This window comes from Halalkalibacterium halodurans (genome assembly GCF_005671335.1).
Classification (GTDB): Bacteria; Bacillota; Bacilli; order Bacillales; family Bacillaceae_D; genus Halalkalibacterium; species Halalkalibacterium halodurans.
On sequence record NZ_CP040441.1, the window covers coordinates 594,011 to 609,964 of the forward strand.

The 15,954-nt window shown below is 45.8% G+C and carries 9 protein-coding genes, 11 tRNA genes and 3 rRNA genes; 21 read left to right on the forward strand and 2 right to left on the reverse strand.

Translation table 11 applies throughout. The features are described 5' to 3' along the window. Window positions 1-23: 23 nt before the first annotated feature. Entirely contained in the window at window positions 24-158 is a 135-nt protein-coding gene (gene cmpA / locus FED51_RS02965; RefSeq protein WP_134229522.1) for a cortex morphogenetic protein CmpA, read from the reverse strand. Window positions 159-249: 91 nt separating this feature from the next. Between cmpA and FED51_RS02970 the strand changes: the two genes are divergently transcribed. From FED51_RS02970 to FED51_RS03065, 21 genes are all read left to right on the forward strand, one after another. Further along, window positions 250-705: a SprT family protein gene (locus FED51_RS02970; protein ID WP_138090273.1), complete on the forward strand. Its 456-nt coding sequence runs from the start codon at window positions 250-252 to the stop codon at window positions 703-705. A 133-nt stretch (window positions 706-838) separates the two neighbouring features. Next, window positions 839-913 (forward strand) — tRNA-Asn (locus tag FED51_RS02975). Window positions 914-915: 2 nt separating this feature from the next. Next, window positions 916-1,006: transfer RNA gene (locus FED51_RS02980), tRNA-Ser, on the forward strand. A 10-nt stretch (window positions 1,007-1,016) separates the two neighbouring features. Next, a tRNA-Glu gene (locus tag FED51_RS02985) sits at window positions 1,017-1,088 on the forward strand. A gap of 36 nt (window positions 1,089-1,124) precedes the next feature. Next, window positions 1,125-1,200 (forward strand) — tRNA-Val (locus FED51_RS02990). 7 nt (window positions 1,201-1,207) lie between these two features. Beyond that, a tRNA-Asp gene (locus FED51_RS02995) sits at window positions 1,208-1,284 on the forward strand. 27 nt (window positions 1,285-1,311) lie between these two features. After that, window positions 1,312-1,394: transfer RNA gene (locus FED51_RS03000), tRNA-Leu, on the forward strand. Between the two features lie 15 nt (window positions 1,395-1,409). Further along, window positions 1,410-1,493 (forward strand) — tRNA-Leu (locus FED51_RS03005). Between the two features lie 9 nt (window positions 1,494-1,502). Next, window positions 1,503-1,579 (forward strand) — tRNA-Arg (locus FED51_RS03010). A gap of 20 nt (window positions 1,580-1,599) precedes the next feature. Then, window positions 1,600-1,676 (forward strand) — tRNA-Pro (locus tag FED51_RS03015). A gap of 6 nt (window positions 1,677-1,682) precedes the next feature. Further along, a tRNA-Gly gene (locus tag FED51_RS03020) sits at window positions 1,683-1,756 on the forward strand. Window positions 1,757-1,795: 39 nt separating this feature from the next. Continuing rightward, window positions 1,796-1,872 (forward strand) — tRNA-Ile (locus FED51_RS03025). 191 nt (window positions 1,873-2,063) lie between these two features. Then, window positions 2,064-3,613: ribosomal RNA gene (locus FED51_RS03030) — 16S ribosomal RNA — on the forward strand. Window positions 3,614-4,164: 551 nt separating this feature from the next. Beyond that, window positions 4,165-7,103, forward strand: a 23S ribosomal RNA gene (locus FED51_RS03035). Between the two features lie 409 nt (window positions 7,104-7,512). Continuing rightward, window positions 7,513-7,628: ribosomal RNA gene (gene rrf, locus FED51_RS03040) — 5S ribosomal RNA — on the forward strand. The 16S, 23S and 5S rRNA genes sit together here with 11 tRNA genes alongside, the layout of an rRNA operon. Before the next feature lie 343 nt (window positions 7,629-7,971). Further along, window positions 7,972-9,120 (forward strand): iron-containing alcohol dehydrogenase, encoded by a 1,149-nt coding sequence (locus tag FED51_RS03045; RefSeq protein WP_053432294.1) that lies wholly within the window; start codon window positions 7,972-7,974, stop codon window positions 9,118-9,120. Between the two features lie 12 nt (window positions 9,121-9,132). After that, on the forward strand, window positions 9,133-9,264 hold the full coding sequence (locus FED51_RS21670) for a hypothetical protein (protein ID WP_338035673.1): 132 nt from the start codon (window positions 9,133-9,135) through the stop codon (window positions 9,262-9,264). A 52-nt stretch (window positions 9,265-9,316) separates the two neighbouring features. Then, window positions 9,317-10,777 carry a GAF domain-containing sensor histidine kinase gene (locus FED51_RS03050; protein ID WP_338035674.1) on the forward strand — a complete coding sequence of 487 codons (1,461 nt, stop codon included), beginning with the start codon at window positions 9,317-9,319 and terminating at the stop codon, window positions 10,775-10,777. Then, on the forward strand, window positions 10,774-12,225 hold the full coding sequence (locus tag FED51_RS03055; protein WP_053432292.1) for a sigma-54-dependent transcriptional regulator: 1,452 nt from the start codon (window positions 10,774-10,776) through the stop codon (window positions 12,223-12,225). The genes FED51_RS03050 and FED51_RS03055 overlap by 4 nt, the downstream gene beginning before the upstream one ends. A 243-nt stretch (window positions 12,226-12,468) precedes the next feature. Further along, on the forward strand, window positions 12,469-13,482 hold the full coding sequence (adhP, locus tag FED51_RS03060; protein ID WP_053432295.1) for an alcohol dehydrogenase AdhP: 1,014 nt from the start codon (window positions 12,469-12,471) through the stop codon (window positions 13,480-13,482). A gap of 26 nt (window positions 13,483-13,508) precedes the next feature. Beyond that, entirely contained in the window at window positions 13,509-15,005 is a 1,497-nt protein-coding gene (locus FED51_RS03065; RefSeq protein ID WP_053432291.1) for an aldehyde dehydrogenase family protein, read from the forward strand. A gap of 104 nt (window positions 15,006-15,109) precedes the next feature. Here FED51_RS03065 and FED51_RS03070 read toward each other — a convergent pair whose 3' ends face one another. Continuing rightward, on the reverse strand, window positions 15,110-15,829 hold the full coding sequence (locus FED51_RS03070; protein WP_010896718.1) for an MgtC/SapB family protein: 720 nt from the start codon (window positions 15,827-15,829) through the stop codon (window positions 15,110-15,112). Window positions 15,830-15,954: the final 125 nt, after the last annotated feature.

The following is a 15,954-nucleotide window of genomic DNA, read 5'->3' on the forward strand; positions in this document are numbered from 1 at the left end:
AGAGATTTCAACGAGGGTGTAAATCATATGTTTCGTGAAGTTTGCTTCGGATATTCTTTTTTTTGGTAATAAAACCAACATTGGTTCAACAATTTGACTTTGTAGCGATTTTTATGAGCAAATGCAGTTCGCAATTGGTTGATGAGCCAGTTGGGCATTTTGCCATCTCCCCTAACGGTATGATCGTATGAAACATTATATGTGATACAGTTTGTCAGTGTTTAACACTATTTTATGGAGGCGCAGGATATGACGGAGCAGGAATTGCAACAGTTAGTAGAGGATATTTCCTTAAAGTCATTTGGAATGAAGTTCCGTCACAAGGCGCGGTTTAATCCTCGGCTACGTACAACAGGAGGGCGGTATTTATTGCATAGCCATGATATTGAACTAAACCCGAAGCATCTTGAGCTATTTGGTCTTGACGAACTCATCGGGATCATTAAGCATGAATTGTGTCATTATCACTTGCATCTGCAAAAGAAGGGATACCGCCATCGTGATGCAGATTTTAAATTACTATTAAAAGAAGTCGATGCGCCTCGATACTGTGCCAAAATTCCTCATGCACAGAACAGTGTAAAGACTCGCCATCTCTATGTGTGTACGGGTTGCGGGACAAGGTTTGAACGCAAGCGTGAGGTTGATACCTCTCGTTATGTTTGCGGAAAATGCAATGGAAGACTAAAAAAAATTAAGGGTTGATTTTTGAATTTGTCATGTGCTATATTATAGAAGTCGCTGAACGAGACACTTGTTTATAAATGAATATTAAAAAGGTCATTGACAGAATGGATGACTTTCTTTAAAATATAAAAAGTCGAAAGTGAAGAAACATTCCGCAGTAGCTCAGTGGTAGAGCAATCGGCTGTTAACCGATCGGTCGTAGGTTCGAGTCCTACCTGCGGAGCCAATGGAGAAGTACCCAAGTGGCTGAAGGGGCTCCCCTGCTAAGGGAGTAGGTCGTGTGAGCGGCGCGAGGGTTCAAATCCCTCCTTCTCCGCCATTTTCAAAATGGCCCGTTGGTCAAGTGGTTAAGACACCGCCCTTTCACGGCGGTAACACGGGTTCGAATCCCGTACGGGTCATCATTTTTAAGGGTGTCTTCGACGCCCTGAGCATTCGGAGGATTAGCTCAGCTGGGAGAGCACCTGCCTTACAAGCAGGGGGTCGGCGGTTCGATCCCGTCATCCTCCACCATTTTATTGGTCCGGTAGTTCAGTTGGTTAGAATGCCTGCCTGTCACGCAGGAGGTCGCGGGTTCGAGTCCCGTCCGGACCGCCATTATTTCATTATTTTCAAAGATTCCATGCGGGTGTGGCGGAATTGGCAGACGCGCTAGACTTAGGATCTAGTGTCCTTGTGACGTGGGGGTTCGACTCCCTTCACCCGCACTTTTAAATGAATAAGCGGTTGTGGCGGAATGGCAGACGCGCTAGGTTGAGGGCCTAGTGGGGGTTGACCCCGTGGAGGTTCGAGTCCTCTCAACCGCATAGTATAAAGCGCCCGTAGCTCAATTGGATAGAGCGTTTGACTACGGATCAAAAGGTTAGGGGTTCGACTCCTCTCGGGCGCGCCATGTTTTGAGTGAGAATTGTCCGGGAAGTAGCTCAGCTTGGTAGAGCACTTGGTTTGGGACCAAGGGGTCGCAGGTTCAAATCCTGTCTTCCCGACCATCATATGCGGGTGTAGTTTAGTGGTAAAACCTCAGCCTTCCAAGCTGATGTCGTGGGTTCGATTCCCATCACCCGCTCCATAAATGTTATGTAAGGTTTATTTTTTTGCCTTCATTTATGGGCCTGTAGCTCAGCTGGTTAGAGCGCACGCCTGATAAGCGTGAGGTCGGTGGTTCAAGTCCACTCAGGCCCACCATAAAAATAAAGTGTTGACAAATGATTTGACGCTTGTTATTATGGAGAAGTCGCTGTTAAACGACTACAGTTCTTTGAAAACTGAACAAAAGCCAAGCGAAATAAAGAGATACAAGGTATCTCGTCAATTTACTTCATTATATGAAGTGTCGCAGGAAACAACATCCTGTGAAATATGAGCTTTATCAAACTTTTATGGAGAGTTTGATCCTGGCTCAGGACGAACGCTGGCGGCGTGCCTAATACATGCAAGTCGAGCGGACCAAAGGGAGCTTGCTCCTGGAGGTTAGCGGCGAACGGGTGAGTAACACGTGGGCAACCTGCCTGTAAGACTGGGATAACATCGAGAAATCGGTGCTAATACCGGATAATAAAAAGAACTGCATGGTTCTTTTTTGAAAGATGGTTTCGGCTATCACTTACAGATGGGCCCGCGGCGCATTAGCTAGTTGGTGGGGTAACGGCTCACCAAGGCGACGATGCGTAGCCGACCTGAGAGGGTGATCGGCCACACTGGGACTGAGACACGGCCCAGACTCCTACGGGAGGCAGCAGTAGGGAATCTTCCGCAATGGACGAAAGTCTGACGGAGCAACGCCGCGTGAGTGATGAAGGTTTTCGGATCGTAAAACTCTGTTGTTAGGGAAGAACAAGTGCCGTTCGAAAGGGCGGCACCTTGACGGTACCTAACGAGAAAGCCACGGCTAACTACGTGCCAGCAGCCGCGGTAATACGTAGGTGGCAAGCGTTGTCCGGAATTATTGGGCGTAAAGCGCGCGCAGGCGGTCTCTTAAGTCTGATGTGAAAGCCCCCGGCTCAACCGGGGAGGGTCATTGGAAACTGGGAGACTTGAGTACAGAAGAGGAGAGTGGAATTCCACGTGTAGCGGTGAAATGCGTAGAGATGTGGAGGAACACCAGTGGCGAAGGCGACTCTCTGGTCTGTAACTGACGCTGAGGCGCGAAAGCGTGGGGAGCAAACAGGATTAGATACCCTGGTAGTCCACGCCGTAAACGATGAGTGCTAGGTGTTAGGGGTTTCGATGCCCTTAGTGCCGAAGTTAACACATTAAGCACTCCGCCTGGGGAGTACGACCGCAAGGTTGAAACTCAAAGGAATTGACGGGGGCCCGCACAAGCAGTGGAGCATGTGGTTTAATTCGAAGCAACGCGAAGAACCTTACCAGGTCTTGACATCCTTTGACCACCCTAGAGATAGGGCTTTCCCCTTCGGGGGACAAAGTGACAGGTGGTGCATGGTTGTCGTCAGCTCGTGTCGTGAGATGTTGGGTTAAGTCCCGCAACGAGCGCAACCCTTGACCTTAGTTGCCAGCATTCAGTTGGGCACTCTAAGGTGACTGCCGGTGACAAACCGGAGGAAGGTGGGGATGACGTCAAATCATCATGCCCCTTATGACCTGGGCTACACACGTGCTACAATGGATGGTACAAAGGGTTGCGAAGCCGCGAGGTGAAGCCAATCCCAGAAAGCCATTCTCAGTTCGGATTGCAGGCTGCAACTCGCCTGCATGAAGCCGGAATTGCTAGTAATCGCGGATCAGCATGCCGCGGTGAATACGTTCCCGGGCCTTGTACACACCGCCCGTCACACCACGAGAGTTTGTAACACCCGAAGTCGGTGGGGTAACCTTTTGGAGCCAGCCGCCTAAGGTGGGACAGATGATTGGGGTGAAGTCGTAACAAGGTAGCCGTATCGGAAGGTGCGGCTGGATCACCTCCTTTCTACGGAGTTTTTAACTCTAGTCGACCATTCGCAGTTTCATCTGCGGAGGGACGCTTGAAGCTTTTGTTCAGTTTTGAGAGAACTCAAAGCTCTCAATTAAAATGCTTTTGCTCCTGCGATTACTCGTCGCAAGGCAGCATGAAGCACAGACTGGCAAGTGTTGCATGATGTGATTGAAATCAGTAGCCTTGTTCAGTTTTGAAGGAATTGTTCCTTCAAAACAACTGATGAAATTTGACAACACGTCAAAATGGTTCTTTGAAAACTAGATAATGATAAATTGTAAGTGAAGATGAGCGCGATGCTCATTGGAAGCTTATATGACGCAAATCGAGTTCACCGGGTATTTAACCTACATCCTGTAGGGAAAATACTCACGAACGAGACGTCAAGAATTCCATGACGCTTTTGATGAATCATGTATTTTGCGACGAGAAGCAAGGAGATCGAGGACACGCGTTTTCGAGTGAGGGAGCGTATTTGTATACGTGACCGACCGAGAAGAACGCAGTGGACGAAGAGGTCCGACGCTAATCGGAAGCAAAATTTTGGTTAAGTTAGAAAGGGCGCACGGTGGATGCCTTGGCACTAGGAGCCGAAGAAGGACGCGACGAACGGCGAAACGCCTCGGGGAGCTGTAAGTAAGCTTTGATCCGGGGATATCCGAATGGGGGAACCCACCATCCGTAATGGGATGGTACCCATACCTGAATCTATAGGGTATGAGGAGGCAGACCTGGGGAACTGAAACATCTAAGTACCCAGAGGAAGAGAAAGCAAATGCGATTTCCTGAGTAGCGGCGAGCGAAACGGGAACAGCCCAAACCAAGAGGCTTGCCTCTTGGGGTTGTAGGACACTCTATACGGAGTCAGAAAGAAACGAAGTAGGTGAAGCGACCTGGAAAGGTCCGTCACAGAAGGTAACAACCCTGTAGCCGAAACTTCGTTTCCTCCAGAGTGGATCCTGAGTACGGCGGGACACGTGAAACCCCGTCGGAAGCTGGGAGGACCATCTCCCAAGGCTAAATACTCCCTAGTGACCGATAGTGAACCAGTACCGTGAGGGAAAGGTGAAAAGCACCCCGGAAGGGGAGTGAAAAAGATCCTGAAACCGTGTGCCTACAACTAGTTGGAGCCCATTAACGGGTGACAGCGTGCCTTTTGTAGAATGAACCGGCGAGTTACGATGTCGTGCAAGGTTAAGCTGAAAAAGCGGAGCCGCAGCGAAAGCGAGTCTGAATAGGGCGAAATAGTACGCCGTCGTAGACCCGAAACCGTGTGATCTACCCATGTCCAGGGTGAAGTTCAGGTAACACTGAATGGAGGCCCGAACCCACGCATGTTGAAAAATGCGGGGATGAGGTGTGGGTAGGGGTGAAATGCCAATCGAACTCGGAAATAGCTGGTTCTCCCCGAAATAGCTTTAGGGCTAGCCTCGAGGGAAGAGTCTTGGAGGTAGAGCACTGATTGGACTAGGGGTCCCCACCGGATTACCGAATTCAGTCAAACTCCGAATGCCAATGACTTATCCTCGGGAGTCAGACTGCGAGTGCTAAGATCCGTAGTCAAGAGGGAAACAGCCCAGACCATCAGCTAAGGTCCCAAAGTATACGTTAAGTGGAAAAGGATGTGGAGTTGCCCAGACAACCAGGATGTTGGCTTAGAAGCAGCCACCATTTAAAGAGTGCGTAATAGCTCACTGGTCGAGTGACTCTGCGCCGAAAATGTACCGGGGCTAAACGTATCACCGAAGCTATGGATTCGCACCGTTGGTGCGAGTGGTAGGGGAGCGTTCTACGTGCAGCGAAGTCAGACCGAGAGGACTGGTGGAGCGCGTAGAAGTGAGAATGCCGGTATGAGTAGCGAAAAGAGGGGTGAGAATCCCCTCCGTCGAAAGCCCAAGGTTTCCTGAGGAAGGCTCGTCCGCTCAGGGTTAGTCGGGACCTAAGCCGAGGCCGAAAGGCGTAGGCGATGGACAACAGGTGGAAATTCCTGTACCACCTCCTCACCGTTTGAGCAATGGGGGGACGCAGAAAGGTAGGGTAAGCGCGCTGATGGAGATGCGCGTCCAAGCAGTTAGGCTGGAAAGTAGGCAAATCCGCTTTCCGTGAAGGCTGAGCTGTGATGGCGAGGGAAATGATAGTACCGAAGTTCCTGATCCTACACTGCCAAGAAAAGCCTCTAGCGAGGTGAGAGGTGCCCGTACCGCAAACCGACACAGGTAGGCGAGAAGAGAATTCTAAGACGCTCGGGAGAACTCTCGTTAAGGAACTCGGCAAAATGACCCCGTAACTTCGGGAGAAGGGGTGCTCTGATAGGGTGCAAGCCCGAGAGAGCCGCAGTGAAAAGATCCAAGCGACTGTTTAGCAAAAACACAGGTCTCTGCGAAGCCGCAAGGCGAAGTATAGGGGCTGACACCTGCCCGGTGCTGGAAGGTTAAGAGGAGGGGTTATCCCTTCGGGAGAAGCTCTGAATTGAAGCCCCAGTAAACGGCGGCCGTAACTATAACGGTCCTAAGGTAGCGAAATTCCTTGTCGGGTAAGTTCCGACCCGCACGAATGGTGTAACGACTTGGATACTGTCTCAACGAGAGACCCGGTGAAATTATAGTACCTGTGAAGATGCAGGTTACCCGCGACAGGACGGAAAGACCCCATGGAGCTTTACTGTAGCTTGATATTGGATGTTGGTACCGTTTGTACAGGATAGGTAGGAGCCTTGGAAGCCGGAGCGCTAGCTTCGGTGGAGGCGCTGGTGGGATACTACCCTGACGGTATTGACATTCTAACCTCGAACCGTGATCCGGTTCAGGGACAGTGTCAGGTGGGCAGTTTGACTGGGGCGGTCGCCTCCTAAACAGTAACGGAGGCGCCCAAAGGTTCCCTCAGAATGGTTGGAAATCATTCGTAGAGTGCAAAGGCAAAAGGGAGCTTGACTGCGAGACCTACAAGTCGAGCAGGGACGAAAGTCGGGCTTAGTGATCCGGCGGTGCCGTATGGAAGGGCCGTCGCTCAACGGATAAAAGCTACCCTGGGGATAACAGGCTTATCTCCCCCAAGAGTTCACATCGACGGGGAGGTTTGGCACCTCGATGTCGGCTCATCGCATCCTGGGGCTGAAGTAGGTCCCAAGGGTTGGGCTGTTCGCCCATTAAAGCGGTACGCGAGCTGGGTTCAGAACGTCGTGAGACAGTTCGGTCCCTATCCGTCGCGGGCGTAGGAAATTTGAGAGGAGCTGTCCTTAGTACGAGAGGACCGGGATGGACACACCGCTGGTGTACCAGTTGTTCCGCCAGGAGCATCGCTGGGTAGCTACGTGTGGACGGGATAAGTGCTGAAAGCATCTAAGCATGAAGCCCCCCTCAAGATGAGATTTCCCATGGAGTAAATCCAGTAAGACCCCTTAGAGATGATGAGGTTGATAGGTCTGGTGTGGAAGCGTGGCGACACGTGAAGCTGACAGATACTAATCGGTCGAGGACTTATCCAAAAACAAATCAAAAGCAACGTCTCGAACTCGAGAACGCGTCCCATTATCTAGTTTTGAGAGAATCTTGTTCTCCAAAGAAGCTTCGATACAACATCGCAAGATGCGACGTTAATCGGAAGCCGTGATCAAGAGATTATTCTCTTAGGTCCAAAGAAAAGGGTTTCGAGAAACGAGCAGTTTTAGGAATCGAGCGACGACAGACCGGAGCGTACACACGGTACGTGAGGATCTGGAGGAGTGAAGATGACACCAAAATGCGACGTTGATCGGAAGCCGTAACTATCTACAAAGAGGATCAAGAGATTTGCGGAAGCAAGCGAGTGACGAACTGAGCGTATATCAACATACGTGACAGGAAGGAACAAGCGTAGCTGACAAAAAAGCTCGCCGATCATCTGACGTAGAAAGGTTTGGTGGCGATAGCGAAGAGGCCACACCCGTTCCCATGCCGAACACGGTCGTTAAGCTCTTCAGCGCCGATGGTAGTTGGGGGCTTCCCCCTGCGAGAGTAGGACGCTGCCAAGCGATAAAGCACAATCCAATCGGGTTGTGCTTTTTTAGTGTCATCTGAAGTAGAAAAGGCGCTGAAGAGCGTTGATCCGAAGGAGCAGAGTCATCGAAGGAAAGCCGATGGCCACACCATGAAAAGGCGGCAAAGAAAAGCATCATGCCCCCTGCGAGACGACCCCATTCTCTTCGTAAACGACAAGAGAGACGACGGAGGAAGAGGAATGTCTCAATGGACTCTTGCTGTTAGAGGTATTTTTTATAGGTAAATATCACCATCTAAATTCCTCACAATCAAGCAGGAATTTAAGACCGGCATCGATAAGTTTATAATTAATCAACTTTCCATAAGGAGATTGGAATGAATATCAATAAATTTGTAACACCAGAGATTATTTTCGGGGGTCATGCAATAAGGCAAGCAGGGGACGCTTGTGTTCGACTTGGTGCGAAAAAAGTGTTGATTGTTAGTGATAGGGGCGTCGCAAATGCCGGATGGTTAGAAAAAGTAATGGAACTTTGTAAAGAGTCACATCTACCATTTGCCACGTTTGTCGGTGTGACGACAGACCCGAAAGATCGCGAGGTTGAACAAGGGTGTCAAGTGTTTGTGCAACATGAATGTGATGCCATTATTGGGGTTGGAGGAGGAAGTGTGTTAGATGTAGCGAAAGCGATCGCCATCCTTGCAACGAACGGTGGAGCTATTAGTGATTATGAAGGAATCGATAAAATAAAAAAACCCCTTCCTCCAATGATTATGATTATGACAACTGCAGGATCCGGTTCTGAAGTATCGCAATTTTCAATCATAGTTGATTCGAATCGAAAAAAGAAAATGACCATTGTATCAAAAACATTGGTTCCCGATATTGCCATTATTGATCCTTACACACTCGTGACGAAAGACAGTAGCCTAACCGCTACAACGGGGATGGATGTGCTGACACATGCCATCGAAGCGTATGTCAGTATTGCGGCCACCCCGCTTACAGATGTCCAGGCCAAAAATGCCCTCATCTTGTGTGCTCAATACTTGCGACCCTCTGTTGCTTCCAAAACGAATACAGAGGCAAAGGAAGCGATGGCAATGGCTAGCTTACAAGCAGGACTTGCTTTCTCAAATGCCATTTTAGGGGCAGCGCATGCAATATCTCATGCGATTGGAGGGAAGTTTCCCTTACCGCATGGAGAAATAAACGCTATTCTTCTCCCTTATGTCATGGATTTTAATTTTATCGCAACACCTAAGCGATTTTTAGACATAGCGACATGTTTAGGAATTGATACAAGGGGATTGACGGAACGGGAAGCAGGAAATGCTGCAATCCATTTTGTCAAAGAGCTGTCCTTTGATATCGGTATTCCCACAAGATTTAGAGAGGTAGGGATAACAGAAGAAATGATTCATCACATTAGCCAAGTAGCGTTAGAAGATGCATGTATGATTACGAATCCTCGTGACATGAATGTTGAGCAAGTAAAGCAAGTATTAAAAAATGTTTTATAGGTGGTGACAATAATGTTGGAAGATAAACAGAAAATGATTGCTCGTTTAACAGGCGTTGATTCATCGAAAAAAACATACTATACAGAATTAAAGAAAACAGTCGAACAACTGAAAAAAAAATATTCAATTAGAGATTATAAATGAAGTAATGAAAAGCATTAAGATCGATATGTCACTTGATGATATTATAAATAACATGATCGATAAACTAAAACTGCTCGTTCACTTTGATCGTATTAGTTTTTTATTGCTAGCGAATGAGACTTTGAAGTTAAGTCATGTGTATCCTAAAGGCAGCTATTCCCTCGATATTGGTTCAACCATTCCAAAAGAACAGTCTCTATATTGGTCAGCATTAGATCAAAGACAAACCATTCTTCGAAGTCTGACAGATACGCAAGATAATTTCTACGAGAAACAATATTTAGCTATTCTTGATCTAAAGTCCATTTTGGTGATACCAATTTATAGTAAAAACAAGAGGATAGGTGTCCTGAGTATCGGCCGAAAACAACAGATAGATTGGAGTTTGGATGATCTTGCGTTTTTAGAGCAACTTACCGATCATTTAGCAGTTAGTATCGAAAATGTGGAATTATATGGCCAAGTCTTACGGTCTAAACAAGAGTGGGAAGATACATTTAAAGCAGTAGATGATATGATCGTAGTCTTTGATCAAGAAGGAAACGTGATTCAATTCAATGATGCTGTTCAGCATTTTCTTCAGAGTACTAAATTAACTAAGATTTCCTTACTGGCCGAACACTGTGAACCCCTTGTGAAGGAAACATTCAAATCACAAAAAGCTGGACATGAAGAAATTCATTTTCGCAATCAAATTATTTGCGAACTTTCTACGTACCCACTTGTCAATAACGAACAGGTGATTTATGGGGTTATTGCTTATATTAAGGATGTCACGGAAAAGCGAAAAATGGAGGTACAACTTATCCATTCTGGAAAACTGGCGGCTATAGGTGAAATGGCAGCAGGAGTGGCCCACGAACTTAACAGCCCGTTAACTGCTATTTTGGGGAATTCTCAACTGATTCTTAGAGATGTGAAAGATCATGACCCGTTGTTCCCACTTTTAACGGATATAAAAAATTGTGGTAATCGCTGCAAACGAATCATTAATAGCCTACTTACCTTTTCGAGACAGGAAGAATTTGTGTTTGAGGCTTGTGCAATTAATGATGCTGTAAATGAAACATTGAACCTATTAAAGTATCAATTACAAAAAGAAGAAGTTGTGATCAAAACAGACCTACAAGAAGACATCCCGTTGATTGAAGGTAACCAAGCGCAGATTGAACAAATTATTATTAATTTATTATTGAATGCGAAAGATGCACTAGAAGAAGCCTTAAGTGACAAAAAGGAAGTCCTCATTAAGACGTGGTTTCAGTACAATGAAGTTCATCTATCAGTGACAGATAACGGAATCGGAATTGAGGAAGAACGATTGGCAGAAATCTTTCACCCTTTTCATACAACAAAATCATCCAAAGAAGGGACAGGATTAGGGTTATCTGTCAGTATTGGTATCGCCAAATCGCACGGCGGAACAATTGATGTTCACAGCAAACTTAAAAAAGGGAGTACCTTTATCTTAAGGTTGCCAGCAGCTAGCACCAAGATTGGAGGGGCGGTATGACAAGCATATTAATCATTGACGATGAAGTAGAAGTAGGTAACTTTCTTTCCCATCTCTTCATGTCAAAGGGATACAGTGTGACTGTTGTAAATAGTGGAAAGGAATTCAATGAAATTGACTTTAGCCACCAGCCATTTCATGCTGCGATGATCGACCTAAAATTACCTGATGCTAATGGACTTGTGTTACTCAAGCATTTGAAAAGGAGACAACCCCATTGTAAAGTGATTATCATGACAGGTTACAGCACAATAAAAACAGCCGTCGAGGCGATGAAGTTAGGGGCAAGTGATTACATAGAGAAGCCATTTGATGATATTGACTTGTTAGAGGCCCAAGTAGACGACTTGCTCATTTTCAATGTAACCTCCAACGAGCAACGCATTCTCGATTTGGCTATAAATGTAGGGCTCATTGTGGGACAGAATGAGACCATGAGACAGTTAATTCAAACGGCTTATAAAGTAGCAGGCAAAAATGTAAATGTGTTAATTGAGGGGGAAACAGGGACGGGAAAGGAAGTGTTGGCACGGTTTATCCATCAGGCAAGTCAAAGGAGTTACGAATCGTTTATTGGGGTAAACTGTGGAGCACTATCCGAATCTTTATTGGAGAGTGAGCTTTTTGGTCACGAAAAAGGAGCCTTTACAGGGGCAACACAAATGCGGAAAGGCCTTTTTGAAATTGCCAGCAAGGGGACGCTGTTTCTTGATGAAATAGCGGAAGCCTCAACTTCAATTCAAGTGAAACTCTTACGTGTACTTGAAACACGAGAGTTTATGCGTGTAGGAGGAGAACGAATATTTCGAACAAATACCCGTCTGCTTGCGGCAACGAACGAAGATCTTCAAGAAGCGGTGCAGCAGAAAAAATTTAGAGAAGATCTATTTTACCGGTTAAACGTCGTCCATTTACAAATTCCGCCGCTTCGAGAGAGAAAAGAGGACATCCCACTCTTAATAGAACACTTTTTGAAACGATATCCAAGTATCGAAATCACGTTTTCGGATGACGCCGTAAAAACGATGCAAAGCTATGAATGGCCAGGGAATATCCGAGAATTATCAAACTGCATTACTAGGATCGTTACGTTAGCCGATTCCGGTCATGTGAAAATCACTGCTGATCATCTTCCGTTTACAGGTCAACGTTCGGTCACCTCTAAAAAGCTAACAGCTAGCAGTCGTTCCGAAACACTGGGAGAGGGCATGGACGAGCATATTGAAAAATGGATGGATGAAGCTTTATGTTTTTATTCACAAAAAGAAGAGATTGATTTAGAAGAGGTTCTTGCCCAAGTTAAACAGTTAGAGTCACAACTCGGCAAAGCTCTCATTTTACAAACGTTAGAAGCTACCCATGGCAACCGAAAAGTAGCCGCAAAACGGTTGCAAATTTCGACGAGAAAGCTCCGATATCTTTTAAATGAAAAAGTGAATACAGAATAGCGAGTAGAGAGCTCTTTATGAAAAGGGTTCTTTTTTTATTTTTAAACCCGTGTTTACCGATTTCGCGAAAAGTTGTCATGTTTTGTCCAAGAATACGGCCGTAAAGAGCCGATTTTTTGGCTGCAAGGAAGGGAACTCACATGATGAAAGCGCTTTTTGTTGGCACGATTCTTGCTTGTTTAAGTAGTGAAACCAAAATGAGGGGAGAGATTTTACATGGGTGAAATAACCGAACGAAGAATGATGAAAGCGGCGGTCGTGGATAAGTTCAAACAGCAATTAGAGATTAAGGAAGTTCCGGTACCTTCATTGGAGTATGGAGAGGTGCTTGTCAAAATTAAGGCTTGCGGTGTTTGTCATACAGACTTGCATGCCGCTCATGGAGATTGGCCTGTAAAGCCTAAGCTTCCACTTATCCCTGGTCATGAAGGGGTAGGCATTGTAGAGGAAATAGGAGAAGGGGTAACTTCAATAAAGGTAGGGGATCGGGTCGGTATTCCGTGGCTTTATTCTGCATGTGGAGAGTGTGAGTATTGTTTGACAGGCCGGGAGACGTTATGCCCAGACCAATTAAATGCTGGATATTCAGTGGATGGGGGATATGCAGAATATTGTAAGGCTCCTGCAAACTATGTAGTAAAAATTCCAGAGCATCTTGATTTTGCCGAAGTATCACCCATTTTTTGCGCAGGGGTGACGACTTATAAGGCACTGAAAGTAGCAGAAGCCAAAGCAGGGGACTGGGTCGCCATTTATGGAATCGGTGGACTAGGTCACGTTGCTCTACAGTATGCAAAAGCGATGGGTTATAACGTCATTGCCGTAGATATTATGGAGGATAAATTAGAGTTAGCAAAAAGTCTTGGAGCAGATTTAACAGTAAATGGATTGGAAGTAGATCCTGTTCAAGAAATTAAAGAAAAAGTGGGTGGAGTTCAAGCGGCCATTAGTGTAGCAGTAACGAAAAAAGCATTTGAACAAGCTTACGGATCTGTTAAAAGAGGAGGGACATTGGTAGTGGTCGGTCTTCCAAATGATGAATTACCAATTCCGATTTTCGATACAGTATTGAACGGGGTAACGGTGAAAGGCTCAATTGTAGGTACGCGAAAGGATTTGCAAGAATCAATCGAATTTGCGGCCCAAGGAAAAGTGCGAACTAACATTGAAGTTCAACCGCTAGATAAAATCAATGACGTGTTTGAAAGAATGGCAAACGGAAAAATTAACGGCCGTGTTGTATTAACAATGGCTTAAAACGATTGAATAAGGGGGAAAAAAGAATGCAAAAAATCTCAACAAACGATAGCAAATTAAATCCAAGGTTAGTGGCGTTTTTAAACGGTGGACCAAAGAAGCTATTTATTAATGGGGAATGGGTTGATTCATTCTCTGGACAATCTTTTGAAACGATGAATCCAGCAACCGGAGAAACATTAGCTCTCGTAGCAGAAGCTGGGTCAGAGGACATCGATTTTGCAGTGAAAGCGGCAAGGAAAGCGTTCGATGAAGGGCCTTGGTCTAAAATGAGTGCAGCGGAAAGAAGTCGACTCATATACAAGCTGGCTGATTTGATTGAGGATCATAAAGAAGCATTAGCTCAGCTTGAGACGTTAGATAATGGTAAGCCAATTCGTGAGACGGCCAATGCTGATATTCCATTAGTAATTGAACACTTTCGTTACTTTGCAGGGTGGGCGACAAAAATTGTGGGCCAAACCATCCCTGTACAAGGCCATTATTTTAACTACACGCGCCATGAAGCCATTGGCGTTGTAGGCCAAATCATTCCTTGGAATTTCCCGTTATTGATGGCTGCTTGGAAACTTGGTGCCGCTCTAGCTACAGGTTGTACGGTTGTGTTAAAACCGGCAGAGCAGACTCCACTTTCCGCCTTATATTTAGGAGAATTGATCAATGAAGCAGGTTTTCCAAAAGGGGTTGTGAACATTGTCCCTGGATTTGGGCATTCGGCTGGAGCTCCCCTTGTGAATCACCCAGCTGTAGATAAAGTGGCTTTTACAGGGTCGACTGATGTCGGAAAGTTAATTATGAAACAAGCGAGTGAATCATTAAAAAGAGTAACGCTTGAACTTGGGGGCAAGTCACCAAATATCATTTTACCTGATGCTGATTTGTCAAGGGCCGTTCCTGGCTCACTTATGGGCATTATGTTCAATCAAGGACAAGTGTGTTGCGCAGGAAGTCGTTTATATGTACAAAAGAAACAGTATGATCATGTCGTTGCTGACCTGGTGTCGTTAACGAACGAGATTCAGCAAGGGGATGGATTATTAGAACAAACGACCATGGGACCTCTGATTTCAAATCAACAACAAAGTCGAGTGAAAAATTACATCGATCGTGGGGTTGAGGAAGGGGCAGAACTACTAACAGGTGGGAACATTCCGTATGATCAAGGGTATTTTGTCGCCCCAACCATTTTTGCTGACGTGGATCATTCCATGACGATCGCCAAGGAGGAAATTTTTGGTCCAGTTGTAGCCGCAATGCCGTTTGATAGCATAGACGACCTAATTGATAAAGCCAATGATTCTGATTATGGACTAGCTGCCGGTGTTTGGACACAGGATATTAAAAAAGCACACTACATTGCCCACCGAATCAAGGCAGGGACCATTTGGGTGAATTGCTACAATGTATTTGATGCCGCGAGCCCGTTTGGTGGTTACAAACAATCGGGGATTGGCCGGGAAATGGGGAGCTATGCATTAGAAAATTATACTGAAGTGAAAAGTGTTTGGGTGAATATGGATTAAGTCTTAAATGACGAAAGGAGGGAAGCTATGATTCACGCTTCTCTCCTTATTTTGATCTTTAAAAACGCCAGAGATGCAACAAGGGCGGACTTAATCTTTTAGTGCTACAAATCCCCTAATTCAACTGAATCAACTGAAGGAATTGCTTTAAGCTTGTAAAAAAATTCAACGGAGTATTGATGGCTCGGGATCGATAACGTGAATTGAAGTTGTTGCTTATTTGCTTCAAGGTCTTTCATTTTTAGGTTTCGAATATCCACTCGGTCTTTTCGTTTTCGAAACGTTTTTGTTGCATCGCTCGTTTGGTTAATCGCCTCGATGACATTTGCGATGTTTGCTTGCTCCGTTAGTACCATCTTAACCCCTACATCACGATGGCGTAATGAAGCAGGACCCACCCAACGAAACATAATCGGAATGACATTAACCGCGATTAAAATAAGAATGACGGCAAAAAAGGACTCGAAATAAAAACCTGCACCGATTGCGATTCCTAAACCGGAAGCTGCCCAAATCATTGCTGCCGTGGTCAGGCCGGAGATGACATCATTGTTTCGACGTAAAATGACGCCGGCTCCTAAAAATCCGATCCCGCTAACAATTTGCGCTGCTAAACGCATAGGGTCCACATTGTTCGTATTATGAAAAATTAACCCACTCCGAGATATATGCTCAATCGAAACAATGGTTAATAAGCAACTAGCAACGCAAATAACCATGCTTGTTCGTAGACCCAGTGGTTTATGTTTCATTTGTCGGTCAATCCCAATTAGGAGGCCAAGGACGAGAGAGAGGGAAAGCTTAATGAGCAGTTCATACAGCATGGTAGTACCTCCTTAAGGTCGTTTTTTACAAAAGTGTAACTGGAAATGGTCCTTTTGAAAAGAGTGGGGGCTTTTTTCATTAGTATGCCAGAACTTATTGGACAAGAACCAATAACTTGAAATCA

Coding starts and splice junctions, on each gene's coding strand:
- FED51_RS03050 (WP_338035674.1), top strand. CDS start 9,317: ATGATCGATAAACTAAAACTGCTCGTTCACTTTGATCGTATTAGTTTT.
- FED51_RS03045 (WP_053432294.1), top strand. CDS start 7,972: ATGAATATCAATAAATTTGTAACACCAGAGATTATTTTCGGGGGTCAT.
- adhP (WP_053432295.1), top strand. CDS start 12,469: ATGAAAGCGGCGGTCGTGGATAAGTTCAAACAGCAATTAGAGATTAAG.
- FED51_RS03070 (WP_010896718.1), bottom strand. CDS start 15,829: ATGCTGTATGAACTGCTCATTAAGCTTTCCCTCTCTCTCGTCCTTGGC.
- cmpA (WP_134229522.1), bottom strand. CDS start 158: ATGCCCAACTGGCTCATCAACCAATTGCGAACTGCATTTGCTCATAAA.
- FED51_RS03065 (WP_053432291.1), top strand. CDS start 13,509: ATGCAAAAAATCTCAACAAACGATAGCAAATTAAATCCAAGGTTAGTG.
- FED51_RS21670 (WP_338035673.1), top strand. CDS start 9,133: ATGTTGGAAGATAAACAGAAAATGATTGCTCGTTTAACAGGCGTTGAT.
- FED51_RS02970 (WP_138090273.1), top strand. CDS start 250: ATGACGGAGCAGGAATTGCAACAGTTAGTAGAGGATATTTCCTTAAAG.
- FED51_RS03055 (WP_053432292.1), top strand. CDS start 10,774: ATGACAAGCATATTAATCATTGACGATGAAGTAGAAGTAGGTAACTTT.